This window comes from Faecalibacterium faecis (assembly GCF_040096475.1).
GTDB classification, from domain to species: Bacteria; Bacillota; Clostridia; order Oscillospirales; family Ruminococcaceae; genus Faecalibacterium; species Faecalibacterium taiwanense.
Genome location: NZ_JBBMEP010000015.1, coordinates 55,069 through 80,836 on the forward strand (window position 1 = coordinate 55,069; position 25,768 = coordinate 80,836).

21 protein-coding genes, 1 tRNA gene and 2 pseudogenes are annotated in these 25,768 nt (G+C 55.9%); 12 read left to right on the forward strand and 12 right to left on the reverse strand.

Annotation, left to right across the window (positions count from 1 at the left end; all coding sequences use genetic code 11):
• Nucleotides 1-32 precede the first annotated feature (32 nt).
• The 3 genes from hcp to WMO17_RS09105 form a co-directional block, all read right to left on the reverse strand.
• A complete protein-coding gene (hcp, locus tag WMO17_RS09095; protein WP_349137938.1) occupies nucleotides 33-1,613 on the reverse strand; it encodes a hydroxylamine reductase in 1,581 nt (526 codons plus the stop codon).
• 113 nt (nucleotides 1,614-1,726) lie between these two features.
• On the reverse strand, nucleotides 1,727-3,079 hold the full coding sequence (gene gdhA / locus WMO17_RS09100; protein ID WP_349137939.1) for an NADP-specific glutamate dehydrogenase: 1,353 nt from the start codon (nucleotides 3,077-3,079) through the stop codon (nucleotides 1,727-1,729).
• 427 nt (nucleotides 3,080-3,506) lie between these two features.
• The gene (locus WMO17_RS09105; RefSeq protein WP_044953699.1) at nucleotides 3,507-4,340 is read right to left on the reverse strand and encodes an Mrp/NBP35 family ATP-binding protein; all 834 of its coding nucleotides are present in this window, start codon (nucleotides 4,338-4,340) and stop codon (nucleotides 3,507-3,509) included.
• Nucleotides 4,341-4,535: 195 nt separating this feature from the next.
• On the opposite strand from WMO17_RS09105, the gene WMO17_RS09110 reads away from it, so the two are divergent.
• The 4 genes from WMO17_RS09110 (at nucleotide 4,536) to WMO17_RS09125 (ending at nucleotide 10,139) form a co-directional block, all read left to right on the forward strand.
• The gene (locus tag WMO17_RS09110; RefSeq protein ID WP_349137940.1) at nucleotides 4,536-6,107 is read left to right on the forward strand and encodes an oligosaccharide flippase family protein; all 1,572 of its coding nucleotides are present in this window, start codon (nucleotides 4,536-4,538) and stop codon (nucleotides 6,105-6,107) included.
• 160 nt (nucleotides 6,108-6,267) lie between these two features.
• Entirely contained in the window at nucleotides 6,268-8,163 is a 1,896-nt protein-coding gene (locus tag WMO17_RS09115) for a polysaccharide biosynthesis protein (protein ID WP_097782240.1), read from the forward strand.
• A gap of 272 nt (nucleotides 8,164-8,435) precedes the next feature.
• A complete protein-coding gene (locus WMO17_RS09120) occupies nucleotides 8,436-9,722 on the forward strand; it encodes a diaminopimelate decarboxylase family protein (protein ID WP_154261010.1) in 1,287 nt (428 codons plus the stop codon).
• Nucleotides 9,723-9,734: 12 nt separating this feature from the next.
• A complete protein-coding gene (locus WMO17_RS09125) occupies nucleotides 9,735-10,139 on the forward strand; it encodes a hypothetical protein (protein WP_349137941.1) in 405 nt (134 codons plus the stop codon).
• Nucleotides 10,140-10,201: 62 nt separating this feature from the next.
• Here the strand turns inward: WMO17_RS09125 and WMO17_RS09130 are convergent, their stop codons facing one another.
• Nucleotides 10,202-11,209 (reverse strand): RluA family pseudouridine synthase, encoded by a 1,008-nt coding sequence (locus WMO17_RS09130; RefSeq protein WP_291011771.1) that lies wholly within the window; start codon nucleotides 11,207-11,209, stop codon nucleotides 10,202-10,204.
• 162 nt (nucleotides 11,210-11,371) lie between these two features.
• Here WMO17_RS09130 and WMO17_RS09135 point away from each other — a divergent pair, with 162 nt between their 5' ends.
• The 4 genes from WMO17_RS09135 to WMO17_RS09150 all read left to right on the forward strand — a co-directional run bounded on the left by WMO17_RS09135 (nucleotide 11,372) and on the right by WMO17_RS09150 (nucleotide 17,324).
• Complete coding sequence (locus tag WMO17_RS09135) at nucleotides 11,372-12,091, forward strand: JAB domain-containing protein (protein WP_044953632.1); 720 nt, start codon at nucleotides 11,372-11,374, stop codon at nucleotides 12,089-12,091.
• A 111-nt stretch (nucleotides 12,092-12,202) separates the two neighbouring features.
• Nucleotides 12,203-14,260: an excinuclease ABC subunit UvrB gene (gene uvrB / locus WMO17_RS09140; RefSeq protein ID WP_097782207.1), complete on the forward strand. Its 2,058-nt coding sequence runs from the start codon at nucleotides 12,203-12,205 to the stop codon at nucleotides 14,258-14,260.
• Nucleotides 14,247-17,111: an excinuclease ABC subunit UvrA gene (gene uvrA / locus WMO17_RS09145; protein ID WP_097777693.1), complete on the forward strand. Its 2,865-nt coding sequence runs from the start codon at nucleotides 14,247-14,249 to the stop codon at nucleotides 17,109-17,111. The genes uvrB and uvrA overlap by 14 nt, the downstream gene beginning before the upstream one ends.
• Nucleotides 17,112-17,246: 135 nt before the next feature.
• Nucleotides 17,247-17,324 (forward strand) — tRNA-Pro (locus tag WMO17_RS09150).
• A gap of 196 nt (nucleotides 17,325-17,520) precedes the next feature.
• Here WMO17_RS09150 and WMO17_RS09155 read toward each other — a convergent pair.
• The 7 genes and pseudogenes from WMO17_RS09155 to WMO17_RS09185 form a co-directional block, all read right to left on the reverse strand.
• A pseudogene (locus WMO17_RS09155) lies at nucleotides 17,521-17,715 on the reverse strand (sensor histidine kinase); the annotation flags it as partial.
• Nucleotides 17,716-17,720: 5 nt separating this feature from the next.
• Nucleotides 17,721-18,413, reverse strand: coding sequence for a response regulator transcription factor (locus WMO17_RS09160; protein WP_117528220.1), 693 nt, complete (start codon nucleotides 18,411-18,413; stop codon nucleotides 17,721-17,723).
• Complete coding sequence (locus tag WMO17_RS09165) at nucleotides 18,406-18,594, reverse strand: helix-turn-helix domain-containing protein (RefSeq protein WP_055186323.1); 189 nt, start codon at nucleotides 18,592-18,594, stop codon at nucleotides 18,406-18,408. The genes WMO17_RS09160 and WMO17_RS09165 overlap by 8 nt, the downstream gene beginning before the upstream one ends.
• A gap of 131 nt (nucleotides 18,595-18,725) precedes the next feature.
• Nucleotides 18,726-18,938: pseudogene (locus WMO17_RS13210) on the reverse strand (site-specific DNA-methyltransferase); the annotation flags it as partial.
• Between the two features lie 514 nt (nucleotides 18,939-19,452).
• Complete coding sequence (locus WMO17_RS09175; protein WP_349137943.1) at nucleotides 19,453-19,785, reverse strand: plasmid mobilization protein; 333 nt, start codon at nucleotides 19,783-19,785, stop codon at nucleotides 19,453-19,455.
• A gap of 117 nt (nucleotides 19,786-19,902) precedes the next feature.
• Nucleotides 19,903-20,829 carry a ParB/RepB/Spo0J family partition protein gene (locus tag WMO17_RS09180; protein WP_349137944.1) on the reverse strand — a complete coding sequence of 309 codons (927 nt, stop codon included), beginning with the start codon at nucleotides 20,827-20,829 and terminating at the stop codon, nucleotides 19,903-19,905.
• Between the two features lie 145 nt (nucleotides 20,830-20,974).
• Entirely contained in the window at nucleotides 20,975-21,844 is an 870-nt protein-coding gene (locus WMO17_RS09185; protein ID WP_349137945.1) for a DUF6017 domain-containing protein, read from the reverse strand.
• A gap of 587 nt (nucleotides 21,845-22,431) precedes the next feature.
• On the opposite strand from WMO17_RS09185, the gene WMO17_RS09190 reads away from it, so the two are divergent.
• Nucleotides 22,432-22,683, forward strand: coding sequence for a DUF6061 family protein (locus WMO17_RS09190; RefSeq protein WP_349137946.1), 252 nt, complete (start codon nucleotides 22,432-22,434; stop codon nucleotides 22,681-22,683).
• Nucleotides 22,684-22,721: 38 nt separating this feature from the next.
• Here the strand turns inward: WMO17_RS09190 and WMO17_RS09195 are convergent, their stop codons facing one another.
• A complete protein-coding gene (locus WMO17_RS09195; RefSeq protein ID WP_349137947.1) occupies nucleotides 22,722-23,189 on the reverse strand; it encodes a MerR family transcriptional regulator in 468 nt (155 codons plus the stop codon).
• A 117-nt stretch (nucleotides 23,190-23,306) separates the two neighbouring features.
• Here WMO17_RS09195 and WMO17_RS09200 point away from each other — a divergent pair, with 117 nt between their 5' ends.
• Genes WMO17_RS09200 through WMO17_RS09210 form a run of 3 tightly spaced genes read left to right on the forward strand, consistent with a single transcriptional unit; the run spans nucleotide 23,307 to nucleotide 25,472 of the window.
• Entirely contained in the window at nucleotides 23,307-23,846 is a 540-nt protein-coding gene (locus tag WMO17_RS09200; RefSeq protein WP_349137948.1) for a flavodoxin family protein, read from the forward strand.
• Nucleotides 23,847-23,861: 15 nt separating this feature from the next.
• Nucleotides 23,862-24,731 (forward strand): aldo/keto reductase, encoded by an 870-nt coding sequence (locus tag WMO17_RS09205; protein WP_349137949.1) that lies wholly within the window; start codon nucleotides 23,862-23,864, stop codon nucleotides 24,729-24,731.
• 30 nt (nucleotides 24,732-24,761) lie between these two features.
• Nucleotides 24,762-25,472, forward strand: a complete 711-nt coding sequence (locus WMO17_RS09210) for a carboxymuconolactone decarboxylase family protein (protein ID WP_349137950.1) — start codon at nucleotides 24,762-24,764, stop codon at nucleotides 25,470-25,472.
• Nucleotides 25,473-25,768 lie beyond the last annotated feature (296 nt).

Genomic DNA, 25,768 nt, shown 5'->3' on the forward strand with positions numbered 1-25,768 from the left:
TCAGTTGTAGCTATAGTGAGAACAGTGCAGGCTCAATGTCTGCCCAGAATGGCCCGCAGGTCGGCTTCCGGGGTGGCAATGGGCTTGAGGCCGTACCGTTCCTGCAGGGTGCGCACCACCCCCGGCGAGAGGAACGGGGGCAGGGTAGGCCCCAGCCGGATGTTCCGGATGCCCAGCGCCAGCAGCGCGATGAGGATGCACACGGCCTTCTGCTCAAACCAGCACAACACCAGCGAGAGGGGCAGGTCGTTGACGCCGCAGCCAAAGGCGTCGGCCAGCGCCAATGCGATGCGGATGGCGCTGTAGGCGTCGTTGCACTGGCCCACGTCTAGGATGCGGGGCAGGCCGGTGCCCGGCACGGTGCCAAGGGGCAGGTCGTTCAGGCGGAACTTGCCGCAGGCCAGGGTCAGCAGGATGGTGTCGGGCGGGGTAAGGCGGGCAAACTCGGTGTAGTAGCGGCGGCTGGGCCGGGTACCGTCGCAGCCGCCCACCAGAAAGAAGTGCCGCAGCTTACCGTCCCGCACCGCCTGCACGATCTCGTCCGCGTGCTGCAGCACGGCGGTGCGGGCAAAACCGGTGGTCACCGTGGAGCCGCCGTTCAGGCCGGGCAGCAGGGTGTCCTGCGCGTAGCCGCCCAGCTCCAGCGCCTTTTCGATCACCGGGGAAAAGTCGCGCCCTTCGTCGATGTGGGGCACGCCGGGGTAAGCCACCACCGAGGTGGTGAACACCCGGTCGGCGTAGCTGGCGCGCAGGGGCATGATGCAGTTGGTGGTGAACAGGATGGGCGCGGGGATGTCCTCGAACTCCCGCTGCTGGTTCTGCCATGCGGTGCCAAAGTTGCCCTTGAGGTGGGGGTAGCGGCGCTTCAGCTCCGGGTAGCCGTGGGCGGGCAGCATCTCCGAGTGGGTGTAGACGTTGACGCCCCGGCCTGCGGTCTGTTCCAGCAGCTGCTGTGCGTCGTAGAGGTCGTGGCCGGAAATCACGATGAACGGCCCCTTTTCAATGGTCAGGGGCACCTGCACCGGTTCCGGATCGCCAAACGCGCCGGTGTTGGCCGCGTCCAGCAGCTCCATGCAGCGGTAGCTGGCTTCTCCTGTGGCCTGCACCAGCTGCCACAGGGCGTCGGTGGTCTGGCCGGGGTCGCCCACGGCCTGCAGGGCGGTACAGAAGAACCGGTCCAGCTCCGGGTCGATGCGGCCCAGCACCCGGGCGTGGTAGTTGTAGGCGGCCATGCCCCGCAGGCTGAACAGCACAAAGCATTTCAGGCTGCGCCGGTCGGCGTCTGGTTCCCGCCAGAGGGCCTGCATGTCGTAGTCCGGGCCGGTGCCGGGGCTGGCGTCGTGCACCCGGCGGGTCAGCGCGTCCACGGCGGCGGGGTCAAAGTTCACGTTGGTAATGGTGGTGAACAGCCCCTGCATCAGCAGCCGGGCCTGTTCCGGGGTCGGGCCGCGCCCCGCCGCGATGAGCTGCCCGGCAAACGCGATGAGCGCCCCGGTGAGCCGGTCCTGTGCGGCGGCTGTCTCGGCCGACTTGCCGCACACCCCCGCTGCGCCGGTGCAGGCGGTACAGCCCGCCGCCTGCTCACACTGAAAACAAAACATCTGCTCGTCCATACAAAACTCCCTTTCTGCCATAAGATACTGCCAGTGTGGGCAGAGCGGGGCGGGGTTATACCAAAAAAGAGCCGCACCCCTGCGGGCGCGGCTCTTAGACGACGCGGTATGACTTAGTAGGTGATGCCCTGTGCCATCATGGCGGTAGCAACCTTCAGGAAGCCGGCGCAGTTTGCACCGACCATCAGGTTGCCCTCGGAACCGGCAGCCACAGATGCATCGTAGGAAGCATGGAAGATGCCCTCCATGATGCCCTTCAGCTTGGCATCGACCTCTTCAAAGGTCCAGCTCAGGCGCTCGGAGTTCTGGCTCATCTCCAGACCGGAGGTGGCCACGCCGCCTGCGTTGGAAGCCTTTGCAGGTCCGTACAGGATGCCGTTGGACAGGTAGACCTCGATGGCCTCCGGGGTGCTGGGCATGTTGGCACCCTCGCACACGACGGTGCAGCCGCCCTTCACCAGAGCCTCAGCGGACTCCTTGTTGATCTCGTTCTGGGTTGCGCAGGGCAGGGCGATGTCGCAGGGGACAGTCCAGACCTTGCTGCAATCTGCAACATAGGTTACACCCTCGTGGGTCTCGGCGTACTCCTTGATACGGCCGCGGCGCACTTCCTTCAGATCCTTGACGTAGGCCAGATCAATGCCGTTGGGATCGTAGACATAGCCGTTGGAGTCGGACATGGTCACGACCTTGGCACCCAGCTGGGTAGCCTTCTCGCAAGCGTAGATGGCCACGTTGCCGGAACCGGAGATGACCACGGTCTTGCCCTCAAAGCTGTCGTTGCGCATGCACTTCAGAGCCTCAGCAGTGAAGTAGCACAGGCCGTAGCCGGTAGCCTCGGTGCGGGCCAGAGAGCCGCCAAAGGTCAGGCCCTTGCCGGTGAGCATACCGCCCTGGAAGCTGTTGGTCAGGCGCTTGTACTGGCCGAACATATAGCCGACCTCACGGCCGCCGACACCGATATCACCGGCGGGGCAGTCCACGAACTGGCCGATGTGGCGGTACAGCTCGGTCATGAAGCTCTGGCAGAAGCGCATCACTTCCATGTCGCTCTTGCCGTGGGGGTCGAAGTCAGAGCCGCCCTTGCCGCCGCCCATGGGCAGGGTGGTCAGGCTGTTCTTGAAGGTCTGCTCAAAGCCGAGGAACTTCAGGATGCCCTGATTGACAGAGGGATGGAAGCGCAGGCCGCCCTTGTAGGGGCCGATGGCGCTGTTGAACTGCACACGGTAGCCGCGGTTCACCTGAACCTTGCCCTGATCGTCAACCCAAGGCACACGGAAGGTGATGATGCGCTCCGGCTCGACCAGACGCTCGATCAGAGCGGCCTTCTCGTACTCAGGGTGCTTCTCCACAACGGGCTGGATGCTCTCCAGAACCTCGCGCACAGCCTGCAGGAACTCAGGTTCGTTGGCATTGCGCTTTTCCAGACCTTCGTAAACGCGCTTCAGGTATTCATTTGTCAGCATAGTAGAATACTCCTTTTCCCAATTACTCTATAAAATTTGAAAAAGACGAAACCGCCCAGCCCGCCGCACAGCGGACGCGCTGCTAAAACGCTGTAGGACGATCCCGGATTTCCGTTCTTACACACCGGCCTGCTTATGGCTGCAGACCGCTTTATTATTATAAAGCATTTCTGTGGGTTTGACAATAGCGAGAAAGCAGAAAATGCTTCAAAAAAACAGATGAAAAGTTGAGACCGCTTCACAAAACGAAAAATAAAAGAAAAAAACGGCACAGAACCTTGTTTTTTAAAGCGATGGCAGAACAAAAGAAATACGGAAAAGAACGTCTTTTCTCCATTTTGCTGCATTCCGCAGGCGCAGAAAGCCATATTTTCTGCAACCAAAAAGCCCTGCACCACGCAAACGGCACAGGGCAGAGAAACGATTTTTACTTCTTCAGCAGCTTTTCGCAGGCGTCTGCGGCACCTTCCAGATACTCGCCGCCGTAGGTTTCGATCATGCCGGCATCGGAAAGCGCAGCCAGCTGGGGATCGATGGGGCACTTTGCCAGCACGGGCAGGCCGTGCTTTGCAGCCACCTCATCCACATGGCTCTCGCCGAACACATTGATGTGCTTGCCGCAGTCGGGGCAGACGATGTAGCTCATGTTCTCCACAATGCCCAGCATGGGCACCTTCATCATCTCAGCCATGTTCACGGCCTTGGCCACGATCATGCTCACCAGCTCCTGCGGGCTTGCCACCACAACAATGCCGTCCACCGGCAGGCTCTGGAACACGGTCAGGGGCACATCACCGGTTCCCGGAGGCATGTCCACGAACAGAAAGTCCACGTCCTTCCAGACCACATCGGTCCAGAACTGTTTGACGGCACCGGCGATTACCGGGCCGCGCCACACAACGGGGTCTTCCTCATTTTCCACCAGCAGGTTGATGCTCATAACATCAATGCCCATGCGGCTCTGAATGGGCCAGCAGCCCTTGTCGTCGGCCATGGCACGGCCATGGATGCCGAACAGCTTGGGAATGGACGGGCCGGTGATGTCGGCATCCAGAATGCCGCAGTGGTAGCCGCGGCGTGCCATGGCGCAGGCCAGCAGGGCGCTGGTCATGCTCTTGCCAACGCCGCCCTTGCCGGACACAACGCCGATGACCTTTTTGACGCTGCTGTTGGGGTTGGGGGCATCGTGCTTGGGCGCTGCATCGCGGGAAGAACATGCTGCTCCACAGCTGGAGCAGTCATGGGTACATTCTTCGCTCATTCTCTTTTTGCGCACGGCTGGCTCAGAGGCATTGGCCGTGTGCTTCCTCCTTAAACAGAATACGGCTGCAAAGGCCGCCCCTTTACTATACCATAAAAGCGCTCAGGAAACAACCCGCCGCGCCGCTCTGCTTTTGCATATCCTGTTCCTCCGCTTCATATGCTGGAACCGGAACATTCCGGCAGGAGGTGCGCCATGCGGCAGAGCTATTTGAAAAATGCGGCGCTGCTCACCGGTTCAGACGTGGTGCTGCGGCTGGCCGGCATGGGCCTGCGCATCTGGCTGGCAAACGAGCTGGGCGGCGAGGGGATGGGCCTTTACCAGCTGGTGCTGGCGGTGTATTCACTGTTCGTCACGTTGGCAACGGCGGGCGTTTCGGTGGCGGCTACCCGGCTCATGGCCGAGGAACTCAGCGGCCCGGCTTCCGCCCGTGGTGCAGCCCGCGGCATGCTGCGGCGTCTGCTGGCGGCAGGACTTGTGCTGGGGCTGTTTGCCGCTGCACTGCAGCTGGCGACAGCGAATCTTGCGGCCCGGTTGTGGCTTGGCGATGTCCGCGCCGTCGGTGCTTTGCGCGTTTCAGCGCTGGGAATGCCGTGGATGGCAGTGTCTGCGGTGCTGCGCGGTTTTTTCATCGCCCGGCGGCATGTGGCTCCCAATGTGTTCAGCCAGCTTACGGAGCAGACGGTGCGCATCGCGCTGGTGGCACTGGCGCTTACCCGCACCGAGGGCCTTGCGGTGGGCGTGCGCTGTATGCTGGTGCTGGGAGCTACCGCCGTCAGCGAAGCGGTGTCGGCGCTGTGCATGCTGGCCTTTTACCGGCGGGATGCCCGCAGTGCCTTTGCGGGGCAAAAAGCCGTCCGCCCGGCAGACCCGGCCCGCCGTCTGTGGGAGATCCTGTGGCCGGTGGAGGGCGGGCGGGTATTGGCAAGCGCCCTGCACACGGCGGAGAATATGCTGGTGCCCGCCTGCCTTGCGGTCTATCTGATCAACGCGGGCGGGCGCACCGCCGCGCTGGAGCAGTACGGAGAACTGAAAGGCATGGCTCTGCCGCTGCTTACGTTCCCATTTGGCCTGCTGGGCAGTCTTTCGGTGCTGCTGATGCCGGAGATCACGCAGGCTCACATTCTGGGCCAAACCAAACGGCTCAACGCACTTTTGGACCGGATGCTGCGGCTCACCGGCTATTTTTCCGCGCTGGCAGGGGTGCTGTTCTGGGTGTGGGGACGGCCGCTGGCACAGCTTTTGTACCAAAGTGCGGATGCCGGGTTTTATCTGGAAACGCTGGCTCCTGCCATGCCGCTGATGTATCTGGAAAGCATGGTGGACGGTGCCATGAAAGGGGTAGGAGAGCAGAAGGCGGCCTTCCGCTACAGCGTGTGGGATTCCATCCTGCGCATTGGCGGGGTGGTGGCGCTGCTGCCGCGCTTTGGCATGAAGGGCTTTTTGGCAGTGATCCTGCTTTCCAGCCTGTACACCTGTGCGGCCAACACCGGGCATCTGCTGTTTTCCAGCGGCACGCAGCATGCATTCCGCCGCTGGCTGGGTGCACCGGCACTGGCAGCTGTGCTGGCCGCGGCGGCTGGCATGGCGCTGCGGAAGCTGCTTGCGGATGGGTTTGCGGCTCGGCTGCCTTTGCAGCTGGCCGCGTTGGGCATAGGCGGCTGCGCTACCACAGGAGTGTTCCTACTGGCGGCATGGCCGCTGGGCCTTGGAGAGGAAGCAGCCGCGCTCTGGGCTGCGCACCGGCCCGGCAGACCGAAAAAATAGAGGGAGTTTGGCAGCGGATTCAAATTTTCTGGACATTCTGCAGTGTTCTGAGTATAATATAAAGATAGGGCTGTCCGGTGTGCCGGATGCTCTGTGAAACCGGAAGCTCCTTCCGGCCAAAACTGCGGCTCTTGTGCCGTATGTAAAAGAGGACTTTTTTGTGAAAGATAAAAAGAACACACCGCAGGTGCTTGCGCGCCGGGCGCTGCTTGTGCTGCTGGATGCAGCCATTGTTGCATTCAGCTTTTATTTTGCGCTTCTGCTGCGGGCAGACGGAGCAGTGGAAGCTGCCTGGTGGCCGCATAACCGTGAGCTTCTGTACGAAAATCTGCCATGGATCGTGGCGGTGTACATTGCCAGCTTTCTGTTCAGCGGGCTGTACTCCGTACTGTGGAAGTATGCCGGTGAACGCGACCTGATGCGTCTGGCGGGAACGGTGGCTGTGCCTACCGTTGTCGTCTACTGTGTCAACCGTCTGTGCATCCACGGCGTGCTGTTCAACTCCGCCAACTGTATGGCGGCGGTGCTCATCTTCCTGCTGGTGGGCGGCAGCCGTCTGGCATGGCGGCTGTTCCTGAACCACCCGCTGGGCGAAAAGCTGCGCGGCGCTGCCAGCAAGGACCCCAACCGTCCGGTGATGATCGTAGGTGCAGGCGAAGCCGGTGCGTGGGCCATCAACGTGTGCAAATCCAATAAGGAATATGGTCACGCGGTGGTGGCGGTGGACGATGATCCCACAAAACTCAACCAGACCATCCACGGGGTGCCGGTGAAGGGCACGCTGGAGGATATCCCGGACCTGTGCAAGCGCTACGGCATCCACAGCATCATCATCGCCATTCCTACCCTGAAGGGCAGCAAGCTGAACCATGTCATCGATCTGTGCGTCAGCACCCATTGTGCGGTGCAGCTGCTCAGTGACCCGCAGCTGGTGGGCAGCGGTACACCGCAGCAGGGAGCCTTCCGCGAGTTGAACCCGGCGGACTTCCTTTCCCGCGAGGAAGTGACGCTGGATACCGATCAGATCTCCGGCTACCTCACCGGCAAGACCGTTCTGGTCACGGGCGGCGGCGGCTCCATCGGCAGCGAACTGTGCCGTCAGGTGATGCGCTTCAAGCCCGGCAAGCTGCTTATTTTTGATATCTACGAGAACTGCGCCTATGAGCTTTTGATGGAGCTGCAGCAGAAGTACGGCCGGGATATCCCGGTAACGGTGCTCATTGGCTCCATCCGCGATAAAAAGCGTCTGGATGAGGTTTTTGAAACATATCATCCCACTGTGGTGTTCCATGCGGCAGCACACAAGCATGTGCCGCTGATGGAGGTCAGCCCTGCAGAAGCGGTCAAGAACAATGTTCTGGGCACCAAAAATCTGCTGGTGAGCGCCAGCGAACACGACGTGGAGCGGTTCGTGCAGCTTTCCACCGATAAGGCTGTGAACCCCACCAGTGTGATGGGCTGTACCAAGCGCATCTGCGAAATGCTCATCCAGACCTTTGCGGGCAACACGGATATGAAGTGTGTGGCTGTGCGTTTTGGCAATGTGCTGGGCAGCCACGGCAGCGTCATTCCGCTGTTTGAGGCCCAGATCAAAAAAGGCGGGCCTGTTACCCTGACGGATCCCAACATTGAGCGCTACTTTATGACCATTCCGGAAGCGGCCCAGCTGGTGCTGCAGGCCGGTGCGCTGGCCGAGAGCGGCAATATCTATGTGCTGGACATGGGCGAGCCGGTCAAGATCATGGATCTTGCCAAGCAGCTCATCCGCTTTTACGGCTATGAGCCGGGCGTGAATATGGAGATCAAGATCGTGGGTCTGCGTCCGGGCGAGAAGCTCTACGAAGAGCTGATGATGGACGAGGAGCAGGATAAGATGCGCCGCACCCAGCACAATAAAATTTTTGTGGCTTCGCCGCGCAGCATCGATCTGGCCGAGTTCTACGGGCAGCTGCAGGAGCTTGCCGCTGCGGCAGAGCACAACGACGAGGGTGTGGTGCAGCAGCTGGCAAAGATGATCCCGACCTTCACCCCCACCCGCCAGAATCTGAAGCTGTAAACTCCCCCAGTCTGCTGCGCAGACAGCCCCCTCAAAGAGGGAGCCTGTCCGTGCGGCAAAGCCTCCCTCTTTGAGAAAGACTTCCCCCGGCGGGGACAGATTCTCCCCGCGCCGGGGAGAAATGTCACCACAGGTAACAAAGAGAAAAACAGATGTCGCGCCAGCGACAAAAAGGGGAATGGGTGGCATCGCATCAGCGATGACGAAAGGAGTTTCTACTGATGTCACTGCGGCGATCGGCCGCGTGCATATAAAATGAGAGGGATGTTACTATGGAAAAGAAACCGTTTCTGACCGAGGCGATGGCACAGGAGATCATTCAGGATGTGCCCACGCCGTTCCATGTCTACGATGAGAAGGGCATCCGTGAAAATGCCCGCCGCATCAACAAGGCATTCAGCTGGAACAAAGGCTTCAAGGAGTATTTTGCCGTCAAGGCTCTGCCAAACCCTGTCATCCTGCAGATCCTCAAGGAGGAGGGCTGCGGCGTGGACTGCTCGTCCCTGACTGAGCTGATGCTCAGCGAGGTGTGCGGTTTCTCCGGCAGCGAAATCATGTTCTCCTCCAACCAGACTCCCGTGGAGGATATGAAGAAGGCCTACGAGCTGGGCTCCTACATCAATCTGGACGATGCCACCATGGTGGAATTTCTGGAGCGTGTCGCCGGTGTGCCGGAGAACATCTTCTGCCGCTATAACCCGGGCGGCACCTTCAGTCTGGGCGAGAGCGAAGAGGGCTTTCAGGTCATGGACAAGCCCGGCGATGCCAAGTACGGCATGACCGAGGAGCAGATGATCGAAAGCTACAAGAAGCTGGCCGCCAAGGGTGCCAAGAACTTCGGCATCCACGCTTTCCTTGCTTCCAATACCATTTCCGATGAGTATTACCCGGAGCTGGCAGGTATCCTGTTCCAGCTGGCTGTCCGGGTGCAGAAGGCCACCGGTGTGCACATCGGTTATATCAACCTGTCCGGCGGTGTGGGCATCCCGTACCGCCCGGAGCAGACCGAGAACGATATCATGGCCATCGGCGAGGGTGTGCGCAAGAAGTTTGAGGAAATTCTGGTGCCCGCAGGCATGGGCGATGTGGCCATCTTTACTGAGATGGGCCGCTTTACCACCGGCCCCTACGGCGCACTGGTGGCAACTGCCATCCATGAAAAGCACATCTATAAGGAATACATCGGTCTGGATGCCTGCGCAGCCAACCTGATGCGCCCGGCCATGTACGGCGCTTACCACCACATCACTGTGCTGGGTAAGGAAAATGAGCCTTGCGACCATATGTACGATGTGGTGGGCGGTCTGTGCGAGAACAACGACAAGTTTGCCATTGACCGGATGCTGCCCAAGATCGACATTGGCGATATCATTTATATCCACGACACCGGTGCACACGGCTCTGCCATGGGCTACAACTACAACGGCAAGCTGCGCAGCGCCGAAGTGCTGCTGTGCGAGGATGGCACCCACCGTCTGATCCGCCGTGCCGAGACGCCGCGCGATTACTTTGCAACGCTGGATTTCCTGCCCCTGATGAAGCCGCTGTTTGAAGATTAAGAGGTATCATAAATGTTTTTTGGCTTTCAGCTCACCCTTGGCCTGATGATGGTATTCTACGGCTATTCGGTCATGAAAAATCCCCGTGTCTGGGGAGATCAGGGCCGCCGTGCCGTCAAGGCGGAACACTTTGAGGAATACTGCCGCCAGAACGGCCTGTTCTTTTTGAAGGCAGGCTGCGTGGTGGCGGTGATCGGTGCACTGGATGCGCTCATCACGCTGGATGCCCTGCTGTACGCTCTGCTGTACCTCTTCGGTCTGGCCTTCGCGTTCTATCCGCTGGTCAAATGGTGCCGCGAAAATGAGGGCTTCAGCTGGCCATGGCCCCATGTAAAGAGCGAGAAAAAGCGCATCAAAGAGCTGCGCCGTGAACAGGAATCGCAGGAAAAAGCAGAGCAGAACTCCGACAAAAAGTAAAGAATAAAGAGAAAAACGGCTGCTGTACGGTAAAGTACAGCGGCCGCTTTTTTGTTTCCGCTTTATGCAGGGTGGTTTTCCTCGCTGTTCTTGCTCTTATCCAGCGCATCGAACTGCTTTATGATCTGCGGGTCCTTCAGCTTGACGACCTTGCCGGAGAGATAATGCAGGGTGTTTTCCTCGGGAATATCAAGGAAAGTGACCCGCACAGCGCACAGGGCCTGCGTTTTGGTGCCGGTGCGCTCGTTCATCTTGCGGTTGCCGTACTTGATGTCGCCCAGAACCGGACGGCCCAGATAGGCCAGATGTGCACGGATCTGGTGGGTGCGGCCGGTGACAAGGCCGATCTTGCACAGGGCGAACGGCCCGGCGGTGCGCAGTACGTCCACGTCCGTAATGATCTGCTTGCGGCGCTCGTCCTGCGACTGATGTGCATGGATGCTTACCTTGTTGTTCTTCTCGTCGTGCTCCCACCATGCGGTGAACCGCCCGGACTGCGGGATACCCACCGTGATGGTGTAGTACTCCTTTTTGAGTAGGTCAGTGCGGATGATCTCGTTCATGTCCCGCAGGGCGGTGTAGCTCTTGGCGGCGATCACAAGGCCCTCGGTGCCGCGGTCCAGCCGGTTGCAAATGCCGGGCTTGAACCGGTTCTCGCCGTGGGGGTCGTACTCGCCTTTTTCGGCCAGATACTGGGTAAAAGCGTCCACAAGGTTTGCATCGCCGGTGCGGTCGCTATGGCACAAAAGGTGGGTGGGTTTGTACAGCACAGCAATGTTTTCGTCCTCATAAATGATATTGACCTTGGGCTGATTCTGCTTCTTTTTCGGCGCGGCCTTCTGCACGGTTTTTGCGCCTTCCGGCGGGAAAAACTCGTCGTTGATGTACAGCTCGATCAGGTCGCCTGCCTGAATGCGGTACTCCGGCACGGCCTTTTTTCCGTTTACCTTCACGCGCTTATTGCGGAAGCTCTTGTACAAAAGGCTGGTGGGAAAATCGCGGGTCACGCTCTGCACAAAGCGGGAAAGACGAACGCCGTCGTCGTTGGCGGTTGCGGTATATTGTTTCATAAATGTTCCTCAATTTTCAAGAGATACCTTTATAGTAATACAGCCTTGGCTGCAAGTCAACGCGGAAACGCCCCGGATCAAAACTATTTTACCGCAAAGCCTTGAGTTCCGGGCGCAAAATGGGTACTATTATAAGGAATGAATCAGAAGGAGAGTACCGCAATGGCAGAACACAAACGGCATCAGGGACACCGCCAACGGATGCGCGAACGGGTGCAGAACTACGGTCTGGACAGTCTGGCCGAGCACGAAGCGCTGGAATATGTACTGTACCTCACCAACGCCCAGAAGGACACCAACGGCATCGCTCACGACCTGATCGACCGCTTTGGCGATTTTGCCGCTGTGCTGGAAGCCAGCGAGGAAGAGCTATGCACTGTGGAGGGCGTAGGCCCGGCCACAGCCCGGATGCTGCATCTGCTGCCGGAGATCAGTCGCTACTATGGCCGCAGCCGTACCAGCACTACCCGTTGCATCAGAACTACGGAGCAGATGGGCAGCTATCTGATGGCGAAGTTTGCGTGGTCGGATTACGAGCGTGCAATGCTGGTCAGTCTGGACAGCCGTAAGCGGGTGCGCGCGGCGGTCTGGCTGCGGGAAGGCACCACCGACCGGGTAAGTCTGGACATCAAGGATGTGGTGTCTGCGGCCATCAAGGGCGGCACCGACACGGTGGTGCTCAGCCACAACCACCCCAACGGTGCGGCCTTGCCCTCCATGGAGGATTTGGAGGCCACTGGCAATATTGCCCGGGCATTGGGCCTTGTGAACATCCATCTGCTGGATCACTTCATCCTGACCGATACGGAGTATTTCTCCATGCGGGACGCAAACCGCCTGCCGATCTATGACTTTAAAACAGGTACGCTTTTCTGGCCTTGATCCGTGAAACAACAAAAAAGTGTTTACATTATAAAACTGGTGTGCTATAATCAAACCGTAAAATACAACTGATTGTGGTTCTTTGCGCGAGGGCCGGAGAGGAGAGGGAAGATGGCAGACGAAAAATTTGAACTGGTATCCTCTTACCAGCCCACCGGCGACCAGCCGCAGGCCATTGAAACACTGGTGAAAGGCGTGGAGCGGGGCGACCGCTGCCAGACCCTGCTGGGTGTTACCGGCAGCGGCAAGACCTTTACCATGGCAAATGTGATTGCAAAATGCAACCGGCCCACGCTGGTTCTGGCCCACAACAAAACGCTGGCGGCCCAGCTGTGCACCGAGTTCCGGTCGTTTTTCCCCAACAACGCGGTGGAGTATTTCGTCTCCTACTACGATTACTACCAGCCGGAAGCCTATATCCCCAGCACGGATACCTATATTGAAAAGGACAGCGCCATCAACGACGAGATCGACCGTCTGCGCCACTCGGCCACGGCGGCGCTTTCGGAGCGGCGGGATGTGATCATTGTAGCATCGGTTTCCTGCATCTACTCGCTGGGCGACCCCATCGACTACCGCAGCATGGTCATCAGCCTGCGCCCCGGCATGCAGATGGAGCGGGACGAGCTGTGCCAGAAGCTGGTCACTCTGCAATATGAGCGCAACGACGTGAATTTTGTGCGCAACAAGTTCCGTGTGCACGGCGATATCGTGGACATCTACCTTGCCTATATGAGCGAGCTTGCCATCCGTGTGGAATTTTTTGGGGACGAGATCGACCGCATCACGGAGTTCAACCCTCTCACCGGTGCCAAACAGAATGTAGTCAAGCATGTAGCCATCTTCCCGGCCAGCCACTATATCGTCAGCGCCGAGAAGAAGGCCGCAGCACTGGAAAAGATCCGCGCCGAGTGCGACGCACAGGTGAAGCAGTTCACCGCCGAGGGCAAGCTGATCGAGGCGCAGCGCATTGCCCAGCGCACCAATTACGACATTGAGATGCTCAACGAGGTGGGCATGTGCAAGGGCATTGAGAACTATTCGGCGGTGCTCTCGGGCCGTGCGCCGGGCAGTATGCCCACCACTCTGCTGGATTATTTCCCGGATGATTTTCTGCTGTTTGTGGACGAGAGCCATGTTACCCTGCCGCAGGTGCGCGCCATGTACGGCGGCGACTATGCCCGCAAAAAAACGCTGGTGGAGTACGGCTTCCGCCTGCCGTCCGCCTTCGATAACCGCCCGCTCAAGTTCGAGGAGGTGGAGTCCAAGCTGAACCAGATGATCTTCGTTTCGGCTACGCCCGGCGACTACGAGCGGCAGAACAGCACGCAGGTGGCGCAGCAGGTCATCCGGCCCACCGGCCTTTTGGACCCGCTCATTTCGGTGCGCCCGGTGGAAGGGCAGGTGGTGGATCTGTTGGGCGAGATCAATACCCGCATCCAGCGGCACGAGCGCGTTCTCGTGACCACCCTGACCAAGAAAATGGCCGAAGACCTGACCGACTACCTTACCGAACAGGGCATCAAAGTCAAGTATATGCACCACGAGGTGGACACCTTTGAGCGCATGGAGATCATCAAGGACCTGCGCCTTGGCTCCATTGATGTTGTGGTGGGCATCAACCTGCTGCGCGAGGGTCTTGACCTGCCCGAGGTGAGCCTTGTGGCCATTCTGGATGCCGACAAGGAGGGCTTTCTGCGCAGCGAGACCAGCCTGATCCAGACCATTGGCCGCGCGGCCCGCAACGCCGAGGGCCTTGTGATCATGTATGCGGATGTCGTTACCGACAGCATGGACCGCGCCATCACCGAGACCGAGCGCCGCCGCGCCATCCAGATGGCCTACAATAAAGAACATGGCATCGTGCCAAAAACCATCGTCAAGGCCATTGCAGACAGCATCGAGATCAGCGATAAAGCGGAGAACGCTAAGCTGAACACCCGCCGCATGGGCAGGATGGAGCGGGAGGCCGCCATCGAGCGCCTGACCCGTGAGATGAAGGAAGCGGCGAAGCTGCTGGAGTTTGAGCACGCGGCCTTCCTGCGTGACCAGATCGACCGACTGCGCCGGGGCGAGAACCCGACGGTGGACTCTGCGGCAGAAACGGAGCGCAAACAGAATCATTCACAGACACAACGAAAAGGGAGAAAATACCTTGGCAAACGATAAAATCGTCATCAAAGGTGCCCGCGAGCACAACCTGAAAAATGTTAACCTGACCCTCCCGAGGGAAAAGCTGATCGTCATGACCGGCCTTTCCGGTTCGGGCAAGTCGAGCCTTGCGTTCGACACCATCTATGCCGACGGCCAGCGCCGCTATGTGGAAAGCCTTTCCAGCTACGCACGCATGTTTTTGGGCCGCATGGACAAGCCCGATGTGGACGAGATTACCGGCCTGTCACCGGCAATTTCCATCGACCAGAAAACCACCAGCCACAACCCGCGTTCCACCGTGGGCACCGTGACGGAGATCTACGATTATCTGCGACTTCTATACGCCCGCGTGGGCGTGCCCCACTGCCCGGTGTGCGGGCGAGTGATCAGCCAGCAGACCGTGGACGAAATGGTGGACGCGGTGCTCAAACTGGACGAAGGTACGAAGTTTCAGGTGCTGGCTCCTGTGGTGCGCCAGCGCAAAGGCACCCAGCAGAAAGAGCTGGATGCTGCCCGCCGCGGTGGCTATGCTCGTGTGAAGATCGACGGCAATCTGTATGATCTGGACGAAGAGATCAAGCTGGAAAAGAACATCAAGCATACGGTGGAGATCGTGGTGGACCGCCTTGCCATGCGCAAGGGCATCCGGGGCCGTCTGGCAGATTCGCTGGAAACCGCGCTGGCGCTTACCGGCGGCATCGCCGAAGTGGACGTGATCGGCGGCGATTGTATGACCTTCAGCCAGAACTTTGCCTGCCCGGAGCACGGCATTTCCATCAGCGACCTGTCGCCGCGGCTCTTCTCCTTCAATAACCCGCTGGGAGCCTGCGAAAAGTGTACCGGCCTTGGCACTTTTATGCGGGTGGACGAGGAACGCATCTTGCCCAACCGGAACCTTTCCATCCGTGAGGGTGCCATCAAGGCCAGCGGCTGGTACTATGCCGAGGGGTCTGTATCCGAAATGTATTATCTGGGTCTTGGCAAAAAGTACGGCTTTACGCTGGATACGCCCATCAAAGAGATGAGTACCGAAGCTGTCAATGCGTTGCTGTACGGAACCAATGGCGAAAAAATTGAGATGCACCGCACGAATGAGTTCGGAAGCGGTGTGTACTATAATACCTTCGAGGGCATCGTGGAGAACCTTGAGCGCCGCTTCCGCGAGACCAACAGCGAGTGGATGAAGGAAGAAATCGGCAGCTTCATGTCCGGCGTGGAGTGCCCGGACTGCCACGGCAAGCGCCTGAAACCCGTGGTGCTGGCTGTGACCATCGGGGATAAGAACATCAGCGATTTCTGCGAAATGTCCATCCGGGACGAGCTGAAATTCATTGCTGAGAACGAACCGAACCTGACCGAAAAGCAGAAGCAGATCGGCGGGCAGATCATGAAGGAGATCCGGAATCGCCTGCAGTTTTTGCAGAGCGTGGGTCTGGATTATCTCACGCTGGCCCGCTCAGCAGGCACTCTTTCCGGCGGCGAGAGCCAGCGCATCCGCCTGACCACTCAAATCGGCAGTGCGCTTTCCGGCGTGCTCTATGTGCTGGACGAGCCGTCCATCGGCTTGCATCAGCGCGATAACGACAAGCTCATTGCCACCCTGAAAAATCTCCGCGACCTCGGCAACACAGTCATTGTGGTGGAGCATGATGAAGATACCATGCGCAGCGCGGATTATATCGTGGATGTAGGCCCGGGCGCAGGCGTGCATGGCGGTGAGATCGTAGCCGCTGGCAGCGTGAAGGACATCTGCAAGGCAAAGCGCAGCATCACCGGCGATTATCTCTCCGGCCGCAAACGCATTGCCGTACCGCAGACCCGCCGCACCGGCAACGGCAATTACCTTACTGTGCGGGGTGCACGGGAAAATAACCTGCGCAATATCGATGTGAAATTCCCGCTGGGAGAGTTTATCTGCGTTACCGGCATTTCCGGCTCCGGCAAGTCCAGCCTCATCAACGAAATTCTGTATAAGACGCTTGCCTGCGAACTGAACGGTGCGCGTTCCCGCGCAGGCAAATGCGATGGGGTAGAAGGGCTGGAATTTGTGGATAAGGTCATCGGTATCGACCAGCAGCCCATTGGCCGTACGCCGCGCTCCAATCCGGCCACTTATACCGGTGTGTTCAATGATATCCGCACGGTATTCTCCCAGACACAGGATGCCAAAATGCGCGGTTACGGCCCGGGGCGTTTCAGTTTTAATGTCAAGGGCGGCCGCTGCGAAGCCTGTGAGGGCAACGGTATTCTGCAGATCGAGATGCACTTCCTGCCGGATGTGTACGTGCCCTGCGAGGTATGCAAGGGGGCGCGTTACAACCGCGAAACGCTGGAAGTGAAGTATAAGGAAAAGACCATCTCCGATGTGCTGAACATGACCGTGGAGGAAGCAGTGGTATTCTTTTCCAACCAGCCCAAGATCGCCCGCAAGCTGCAGACCCTGCTGGACGTGGGTCTTGGTTATGTAACACTCGGCCAGAGCGCCACCACCCTTTCCGGCGGCGAAGCCCAGCGCGTGAAGCTGGCAAACGAGCTGGCCCGCCGCAGCACTGGTAAGACCGTGTATATTCTGGACGAGCCTACTACCGGCCTGCATATTGCAGATGTGCACCGCCTGATCGAGGTGCTGCAGAAGTTGGTAGATGCGGGCAACACGGTTATTGTCATCGAGCACAATCTGGATCTTATCAAGTGCGCCGACCATATCATTGACCTTGGCCCTGAAGGCGGCAGTGCAGGCGGCGAGATCGTGGCCGAAGGCACGCCCGAACAGGTGGCAGAGGTGCCAGGCAGCTTTACCGGTCAATATCTGAAACCGCTTTTGGAAAAAGACAAGCTCCTGCAAGAAAAAGAGCAAAATAAATAAAGCGCGTACTTTCGCAAAAATCAGACTTTTTACGAAAAAAGCAAAGAAAATTGTAAAAATCTGTTGACAAAACTGCTGTATCTGAGTATAATATCTCATGTCGCCACGCTTCGGTAGGGAAGCGGCGGTCGATATCCGGGTGTAGCGCAGTTTTGGTAGCGCGCTTGAATGGGGTTCAAGAGGCCGTGAGTTCGATTCTCGCCACTCGGACCATAAATCCAACGATTTCACGTTAGAAATCGTTGGATTTTTTTGTTTGTGGGCTGACCTCATTTGGTTTTGACCACAATTTTGACCACAATGCCAAAGATTTTATCTGGTCTAATTAGTGCCGTTCCGTCCAATTTTCAGGCCGAAAATGCCTCGCTGAACAACTGGATCGCACTCTGCCGAATAGATTCCTGAACATGGAGATTTCATAGGCAAGAGGTGCTGTCAGTTCATTTGTTGCAGATAGAATACGCCGGTTGCCATTTCCGTTTTTCACATCAACCAGCACATCGGTCATTTCTGCTATTTGTTTTTTTACACGCCGAATGAGAACGATGGAAGTCAGCACAGCCACAACAGCAATCATAATGGACAAGAAAACGATGATTCCCATACCGGCTATACCTCCTTATTAAAGCGGTAGCCAATCCCTTTGACCGTTTGGATATACTTTGGGTTTGAAGGATTGACTTCTAATTTTTTACGAAGCCGGCTGATAATCGCCATAATGTTACTGTCATCATAGAAATATTCTTCGCCCCAAACTTCCTCATAAATCTGCTGTTTTGTCAAAATTTTTCCTTGATGCTTTGCACAGTACAGGAGCAGATCAAATTCCTTTGGTGGAAGTTCAAAAGTGCCATTTTCCGTCGTAACAGAACGATTTTCAAGGTCAATTTGCAATCCATCAAAATCCAGTTTTTGCACAGCTCCGGCTTGATGATTAAAACGGGTGTAGCGGCGAATGAGGGACGCAATACGGGCAATCAGTTCGTCCATATCAAACGGTTTTGTCAGATAATCGTCCGCTCCGGCTCGTAAACCCCGCACTTTAGAAATGCTGTCATTTTTAGATGTGAACATCAAAATCGGCAAGCTGTACTCCTTGCGAATTTCTTCCAGCGTTTCAAAACCATCCATACCGGGCATCATCACATCCAGTACCACAAGCTGGTATTCCTGCTCTCTTAATTTTTGCAAGCCTTCTTTTCCGGTATTACAAAAATCAGCTTCTATGTTTTCTGCTTGTACGCTACGTTTAATCAAAGCGCACAGCTCTCTGTCATCATCTATAATCAGGATTTTATTCATGGCGCAACTCCTTCCCTTGTTTTGTCCTTCCGTCAATCGGCTTTTCTGCGTTCTTTGGGATCAGCCAAACACCAGCCATCTTTACAGCGCCGGGGATACGCCCAGCAGCGCAATAGTAATTTACTCTACGAGGTGTCACGCCCCACTTCTCGGCGGCCTCTTTCAATGTCATATAGTCCATTTCGCACCTCCACAAAGTACATTATAGTTCCTCATCTCGAATAATGCAAGAAACATAATATGAATTATAAAGTTTAATCTTACTGCATTCTCTGAACTTAGGATACTCATTAGAATGGGGGTTAAGATAACGATATAGATGCACTTCACCTTGCCCTCATACTGCGGCAACAGGGCTTTCAGTGCTTCAAGATTATCGCCGTGGATGATCATGTTCTCACTGTCGTTGTTCTCGGTGTGCTGCCCCTGCTCATCAAAACTGTATTGCCGCTCCAGCACCCGGAAGGGAACTTCCTGATGATGGTTCACGACTTTATTTTTACCGATCCATTCCAAGGTTAGCATGGCGTTTTTCTCCAATCTAAAAATTTCAAACTGCGGACAAAAAGGACGCATTGTTGTAGCAAGCAGTGCGAGCTGGTACCAACTCGCGATTTTTGAATCGGATTTTTCAAAATCCAAATTCAAAATGCTTGTTGGGCTGTGCCCAAACCCCGTTTGTTCTGCATCGTGCCGATGCAGGCTGCGCGTTTGTTCCAAACGCTTTTATAACAAAACGAAGAGACAGACCGGAGTTCTTCTCCAAGGAAGGACTTTGGTCTGTTGTCGTTTATCGGGACTTTGTTTTCAGTGCTGCTCTTTTCCTCTGTGCAGCCCGGCCACATAGCTAGACGGGGTGCGCGGCTGTTTTATCATCAAAGTCACAAAGAAAGATGCAGGGAAGGGGACAATCTTCTTCAGCGCAGACAGCATGTTGAACCCCAACCTTTTATTCAGCCTATTATAAAAGTATCGGCTACTGGGGAGCAAGGATATCAACCGTTATGTAAAACCGCAGTCCTTTGACTGCGGTGAAAAATCAAAGATTGGATAGTTGCGAAAGAATCTGCTTGCTGATGCTGATTAGTTCGTCCAGCCGGGCGCGCAAGTCCTCCAGATCGGTGGCATAGACCTGACCGTTTTCGTTGGCAGCTTTGGCGTACTGGTTCAGGTTGTTGCTGCACATCTGCAAAAGATATGCCATCCGGCGAAGCTGCGGCAGATCAAGGTGCAGACAATATCCGTCCAGCGCCATCTTGCGCAGATAGGAACCAATGCTCAAAATGCCGCTGGATTCCATTTTGTTCCGGATTCGTTCCAACTCCGGTTTGCTGACCCGGAAGTGAAGCTGTTGGTCACGGCGGTCATTCATCGGGAATCACCATGGCGACGCCTTCGGAACGGATGGGACGGGTAGAATCGTTGTTCATAGGCTTTCTCCATTTCGATAAAAGAAAAAGACCCCATTGGGTCTTTCGTTGCGTGTGGGTCAGCGTTCATCCTGTCGCTGACGTTTGCGCTGCCACTGCTCCAGCAGCCTGATGATGGTATCCTCCATCTGTTTTGGAGTGTAACTGCGGGGAAAATATTTCCGCAGGGTTTCGTTTTTGATGACAACCTTGTCCAGTTCGTCCTTCTTGGCTTCGCCCATGACTGCAAAGGCAACGTCATACGAGAAACTGCCCTCCATCGCCAGCTTCTTGAGCCGCTGCGCTTGGAAGAGGGACGGCGCATTCTGAGTGTCCTCCATGGCTTCTAAAAAATCTCGCTGTTGGGATTCGTCCAGATAGGACAACTCCACAGCGGGATTGAATGCAATTTTCTTTTCGTCCACCATGTCCAACAGTTCAGGGATAAGGTGGGTCAGACGAATAAAACGATGCACCTGATTGCGACTATCGCCAGCTTCTCGGCCAACAATGTCAAGGGCTTGCAACTTCATCCCAACTTGGGATGAAGTTAAATCTGACCGGGCACCTTGTTTTTTTAGGGCTTCCAGCTTCATTTTGTAGGCGAAAGCCCTTTCACTCGGTAAGATGTTCTCTCGTTGGAGGTTCGAGTCCACCATGAGCAAAACAGCGGCATTATCGTCCATCTGACGAACAATGACCGGCAGCGTGTCCAGCCCGGCAAGTTGCGCAGCGTGCTGACGGCGGTGCCCGGAGATGATTTCGTAGCCGCCTTCCGGGCGTGGACGGGCAATCAGCGGAGACAGCACACCGTACTGCTCCACGCTCTCCACCGTGCGTTGCATGGACTCATCATCCAATACTTTGAATGGATGATTCGTGAACGGGTGCAGTTCCGCAATGGGAATTTGCTGCACCTGTTCTCGTTGCTGCTCCTGCCGGGATTCCTCGGTAGAAAAAATGTCATCTGCACCTTTTAGCGACATGTTTAAGCCACCCTTCGTCATTCGCCAACACCTCCTCTAGCAAAGATTGATAGGCTTTTGCCTACGGTACTGATTTCCGCAGAACGTGCGGAAAGGGGAGTGGTCTTGCTGGTGTCGCCTTTCTGGTTGACGATGGTAATCGTAGTAGTTTTCTTTGAAATTTTTATCACCTCGATTTTGCTAAGTCGTGGTTGGTTTGGTTCTGGTAGGAAAGCTGCATCGTGGTGGGTGCGTTGTACAGAGAAGCGAGCAGGTATTGTTTCATGTTTCGGATCGGGCTGCTGTTCTCTGCAAGGCACTTCAGCACAAAGCGGATATGGTCAGCGTTCAGCTTCATAAAGCGACTGCGTACCACCTCGGCGGGCTTATCGTCCCCGGCAATGCGCAGCAGCTTGCGGTTGGTAGCGCAGGTGTCCACCAACAAATCTACGATCTGATAGATGGTGTCCTCATCGTCCGGGCAAAGCCGGAGCAGAAGTTCTACCTCCAAAGACTGAGAAAAGTACTCTTTCAGTTGTTCGCGTTTGCCCATCCCCTCCGCTTCTTCAGAATAGAAAGGATTAGTCTCACTCATTTCAGTATTATTCTTATTAGTCTTATTTGCTTGCGGTTTTGGCTGTTCCAGAATTGCGATTTCGGCAGCACCAGAATTGCTGTTTTGGCAATTCTGTACTTGCGCTTTTGGCAGTCCAGACGAAAAATCCTTGACGTAGACTAGGCTGGGCCTGCCCAGACCACGGCGTTTGCGCTCGACGAGGTCGATGTCTTCTAGTTCCCGGAGCAGCTTGACCGCCTTGTGTTCGGCGCAGCAGAGGGATTTCTGCACTTCCTGGACGGTGTAGATGATATACACCCGGCCTTGCTCGTCCCGCCAACCGTTTTTCGCCGACAGGCTCATGCGGTCCAGCAGGATACCGTACAAGATTTTGGCATCGGTTGATAAGTTCTGAAACCGCTGCTCCTGAGACAGTGCCTTTGGAATGCGGAAGAACGAAAACAGCTCTCCGGCTTGTCCGTAGAAATAATCAAGTGTCATATGATTCTGTCAAGACTGGAAAAATAGCGCGGATACATCAACATCATTGAAAAATCCTCCTTATAGATAATTCGTGCAAATAAAAAAGCGCAACTTCGATTTGTGAAAATCGAAATTGCGCGATGTAACTTAGCAGGGGATAAAAGTCATTTGCCGGGGTCGTTTGACCACAATTTGACCACAATAGAAACGAAACTTCCTGACATCAAATGAAATAGAATGAAAAAACGGATTCGGAAATTAGTGATATAGCGTATAGTGTGTGCCGTTTTGACCAATGTGTCCGCGAGTGGAGCACAATGGGGTTCAAGAGGCCGTGAGTTCGATTCTCGCCACTCGGACCAAACAAAAATAATCCGAACTTGTTTCCGATAGGAGATGGGTTCGGATTATTTGTTTTCTTCGGAAAATTAGCGTTTGCGAAGCAATGAAAGCCCCAGTGGGGCTTTTAAGCGACGGAACGGTCTGCGTTAGCAGATGGAGGGGCTTTGCCCCGACAAGTTCCATGTAGGTGTCCGTGGAAGATGAAATCCGAAATCATAGATTGACCGACATAAGCTACGACATGATTTCAGGAGGAAACGAACATGAAGTACGATGAAAGAACCTGCAAGTTCAACATGGACACCGGGTGCGTGGAACTGCTGTTCCGGGATGGGAGAATGATCTCCATTGACTGCACCGGGGTTGAAGATGCGCTGGACGTGACTATGGCACAGAGGTCGGAATTGGATTACCTCATCTACAATGATCCGCTGGGCTATGCGGACTTGATTCTGAACGGTGACCCGGAGGGATACTTGAAAAACGTAACCGGGAGCCATGGGTTAGAAGATTAAGAAAAATGCCGTTCCAAAAGCAACTGGAACGGCATTTCTTATTTTTCACCATTCGGAATCTTCTGTCCCCGCAGCTCCTGTCGGATGGCACGGAACTGATCAGGTACATCCGCATCGGTCATTGCACCGGGGACATCCACCGTCCCAGCGGCTTTGGCGGTTTCATAGAACCAGCACTTGTATTCCACAGTTTCCAGTGTGTGCTGTAACTGCTGGATCTGTTGGGTGAGCACCTCGCGCTGATGCCGGAACATTTCCAGCCGGGTGTCAATGGTGTCGTCTCCCTGCATGGAAAGCTCAATATACTGCCGGATATCCTTGATGGACATTCCGGCTTTTTTCATGCAACGGATGACCTGCAGCCACTCGAAGTCGTTTTCCCGGAACATCCGAATGCCGCCGGAGGAACGCTCCACAAAGGGAAGTAACCCTTCTTTGTCGTAGTAGCGCAGGGTGGAGGCAGGTACGCCCAGCTTTTGTGCCATTTCACCTACGGTATAGATCATCTGAAACCTCCGTTTTTTCAAAAAGCCCTTGACTTAAAGTGCGCTTTAAGTTGTATGATAAAATCAAACTTTATCAACATCATAATGCGGATGCACTCCGCTGTCAAGGAGGTTCCTATGAGCAAGAAGGTATTGATTTTGTCTGGCAGTCCCCGGAAGGGCGGTAACTCTGATATTCTATGCGACGAATTTCTGCGTGGAGCACAGGATGCCGGGCACAAAGCAGAAAAGATCCGGGTCGCTGAGAAAAAGGCGGCTCCCTGTTCCGGCTGCTACTACTGCAGCACCCACGGTGGAGCTTGCGTCCACAAGGATAATATGGCAGACATCCTGCAAAAGATGATCGATGCCGATGTCATTGTGCTGGCAAGCCCGGTATACTTCTACTCCATCAGTGCCCAGTTGAAGACAGTGATCGACCGTACCGTGGCACGGTGGCTTGAGGTCAAAGACAAGGAATTCTACTACATCACCACCATGGCAGACGAGGAAAAATCCTCTGCAGATACTACGCTGGCCTGCTTCCGGGGCTATGCAGACTGCGTGGAAGGTGCCGCGGAAAAGGGAGTCCTTGTAGCATGTGGCGTTTACGAGCCGGGTGCAGTGTGCGGTACGCCTGCCATGGCACAGGCTTACGAGATGGGAAAAAATGTATAAATGGAGGGAAATCAGATGATTTTACAGGAAACCTACAAACTGGAAAATGGAACGAAAATCCCCAAACTGGGGCTTGGCACATGGTGCATTGACAATGACAAAGCGGCGCAGACAGTCCGCACCGCTGTTACGCTGGGGTATCATCTCATTGATACTGCACAGGCCTACAAAAATGAGCAGGGCGTTGGCGAGGGAATCCGTAGCTGCAGCGTTCCCCGTGAAGAGCTGTTTGTCGCAAGCAAGGTGGCCGCAGAACTGAAAACCTATGAGGCTGCAGCCGCCTCTATTGAGGAAACGCTGGAAAAAATGGGGCTGGACTATCTGGACCAGATGATCATCCATGCACCCCAGCCGTGGAACGAATTCAGGGACACCAAACGCTACTTTGCAGAGAACAAAGCCGTCTGGCGTGCGCTGGAGGATGCGCAGGCGACTGGCAAGGTGCGGGTCATCGGAGTGTCGAATTTTCTGCAGGATGACTTGGAGAACCTGCTATCCGATTGCCGGATACAGCCCATGGTGAACCAAATCTTGCTCCACATCAGCAACACCGATCATAATCTGCTGAATTTCTGCAGAGAGCAGCACATTCAGGTGGAGGCCTATTCGCCCATTGCCCACGGCGAGGCACTTAAGAACCCTGTGATTGCACAGATGGCAAAGAAATACGGCGTATCTGCGGCACAGTTGTGTGTCCGCTATGTTCTTCAGCTTGGCGCAGTAGCACTGCCCAAAACGGCAGACCCACAGCACATGGAAGAGAATGCCGCCGTAGACTTTGTCCTCACTCCGGAAGATATGGCTGCACTCATGCAGATGGAGCACATTGCCGACTACGGAGAATTCAGCTTTTTCCCGGTGTTCAGCGGGAAAAAGCAGGTCTAAGCGTTTATACGGAAAGGCAGGGGTACAACAATGGCAGTGAAACAGACCGCAGGGCGGGATGCTCTGGGCGAATTTGCGCCCAAATTTGCGGAACTTAACGATGAGGTACTATTCGGGCAGGTGTGGAGCCGAGAGGATAAACTCTCCCTCCGGGACCGCAGCCTTGTGACGGTGGTGGCACTGATGGCGCAGGGACTGACGGACTCCTCGTTTCGGTATCACCTGACGGCAGCGAAAAACAACGGTATTACCCGGACTGAGATTGCAGAGATCCTGACCCATGCGGCATTTTATGCAGGCTGGCCCAAGGCGTGGGCGGCTTTCCGCATGGCCAAGGAAGTCTGGGCAGAGGACGCTGCAGAGGATGCCAAGGCAAAGCACCAGAGTGAAATGGTGTTCCCCATCGGTGCATCCAACGACGGTTTTGCACAATATTTCAGCGGAAAAAGCTATCTGGCCCCCCTGTCCACCGCACAGGTTGGCATTTACAACGTCACCTTTGAGCCGGGCTGCCGGAACAACTGGCACATCCACCATGCTGCAAGGGGCGGTGGGCAGATCCTTGTCTGCGTGGCAGGCCGGGGCTACTATCAGGAATGGGGCAAAGCGCCGCAGGAGCTGCATCCGGGCGATGTGGTGAACATTCCCCCGGAGGTCAAGCACTGGCACGGTGCTGCACCCGATTGCTGGTTCTCTCATCTGGCAGTGGAAGTGCCTGGTGAGGGCACCTCTAACGAGTAGTGCGAGCCGGTGCCGGAAGAAACCTATAAGGAGTTGCGGTGATGCGTTTTGACGTACACCCAACCACGATGAAACAAAAACAGGGTGCGTCCACCCGGACGCACCCTGCCAAAAGCCACAGACGATAGCGATATGTACAACAGGGAGTTCCCCAGAGCAGAGTTCCCATAAAACAGTATTTGCAAAAGTTCCCGCAATGGGGCAGATTTGGCGTGACTCCGGTCACGCCTTTTCTTTTGCTTCCAGTTCATCCAGAGGGATATACCCCAGCCCATCATACTTAATATGGATGTGCT

Excerpts from the sequence above, each read along its gene's own strand:
- WMO17_RS09105 (WP_044953699.1), bottom strand. The coding sequence starts at position 4,340 with ATGAGCGAAGAATGTACCCATGACTGCTCCAGCTGTGGAGCAGCATGT.
- WMO17_RS09195 (WP_349137947.1), bottom strand. The coding sequence starts at position 23,189 with ATGATCTATACCGTAGGTGAAATGGCACAAAAGCTGGGCGTACCTGCC.
- uvrB (WP_097782207.1), top strand. The coding sequence starts at position 12,203 with ATGGCAGACGAAAAATTTGAACTGGTATCCTCTTACCAGCCCACCGGC.
- WMO17_RS09130 (WP_291011771.1), bottom strand. The coding sequence starts at position 11,209 with ATGAAACAATATACCGCAACCGCCAACGACGACGGCGTTCGTCTTTCC.
- WMO17_RS09185 (WP_349137945.1), bottom strand. The coding sequence starts at position 21,844 with ATGACACTTGATTATTTCTACGGACAAGCCGGAGAGCTGTTTTCGTTC.
- WMO17_RS09180 (WP_349137944.1), bottom strand. The coding sequence starts at position 20,829 with ATGACGAAGGGTGGCTTAAACATGTCGCTAAAAGGTGCAGATGACATT.
- WMO17_RS09175 (WP_349137943.1), bottom strand. The coding sequence starts at position 19,785 with ATGAATGACCGCCGTGACCAACAGCTTCACTTCCGGGTCAGCAAACCG.
- WMO17_RS09160 (WP_117528220.1), bottom strand. The coding sequence starts at position 18,413 with ATGAATAAAATCCTGATTATAGATGATGACAGAGAGCTGTGCGCTTTG.
- WMO17_RS09110 (WP_349137940.1), top strand. The coding sequence starts at position 4,536 with ATGCGGCAGAGCTATTTGAAAAATGCGGCGCTGCTCACCGGTTCAGAC.
- WMO17_RS09210 (WP_349137950.1), top strand. The coding sequence starts at position 24,762 with ATGGCAGTGAAACAGACCGCAGGGCGGGATGCTCTGGGCGAATTTGCG.
- WMO17_RS09125 (WP_349137941.1), top strand. The coding sequence starts at position 9,735 with ATGTTTTTTGGCTTTCAGCTCACCCTTGGCCTGATGATGGTATTCTAC.
- WMO17_RS09205 (WP_349137949.1), top strand. The coding sequence starts at position 23,862 with ATGATTTTACAGGAAACCTACAAACTGGAAAATGGAACGAAAATCCCC.
- WMO17_RS09200 (WP_349137948.1), top strand. The coding sequence starts at position 23,307 with ATGAGCAAGAAGGTATTGATTTTGTCTGGCAGTCCCCGGAAGGGCGGT.
- WMO17_RS09135 (WP_044953632.1), top strand. The coding sequence starts at position 11,372 with ATGGCAGAACACAAACGGCATCAGGGACACCGCCAACGGATGCGCGAA.
- WMO17_RS09165 (WP_055186323.1), bottom strand. The coding sequence starts at position 18,594 with ATGGACTATATGACATTGAAAGAGGCCGCCGAGAAGTGGGGCGTGACA.
- hcp (WP_349137938.1), bottom strand. The coding sequence starts at position 1,613 with ATGGACGAGCAGATGTTTTGTTTTCAGTGTGAGCAGGCGGCGGGCTGT.
- gdhA (WP_349137939.1), bottom strand. The coding sequence starts at position 3,079 with ATGCTGACAAATGAATACCTGAAGCGCGTTTACGAAGGTCTGGAAAAG.
- WMO17_RS09120 (WP_154261010.1), top strand. The coding sequence starts at position 8,436 with ATGGAAAAGAAACCGTTTCTGACCGAGGCGATGGCACAGGAGATCATT.
- WMO17_RS09190 (WP_349137946.1), top strand. The coding sequence starts at position 22,432 with ATGAAGTACGATGAAAGAACCTGCAAGTTCAACATGGACACCGGGTGC.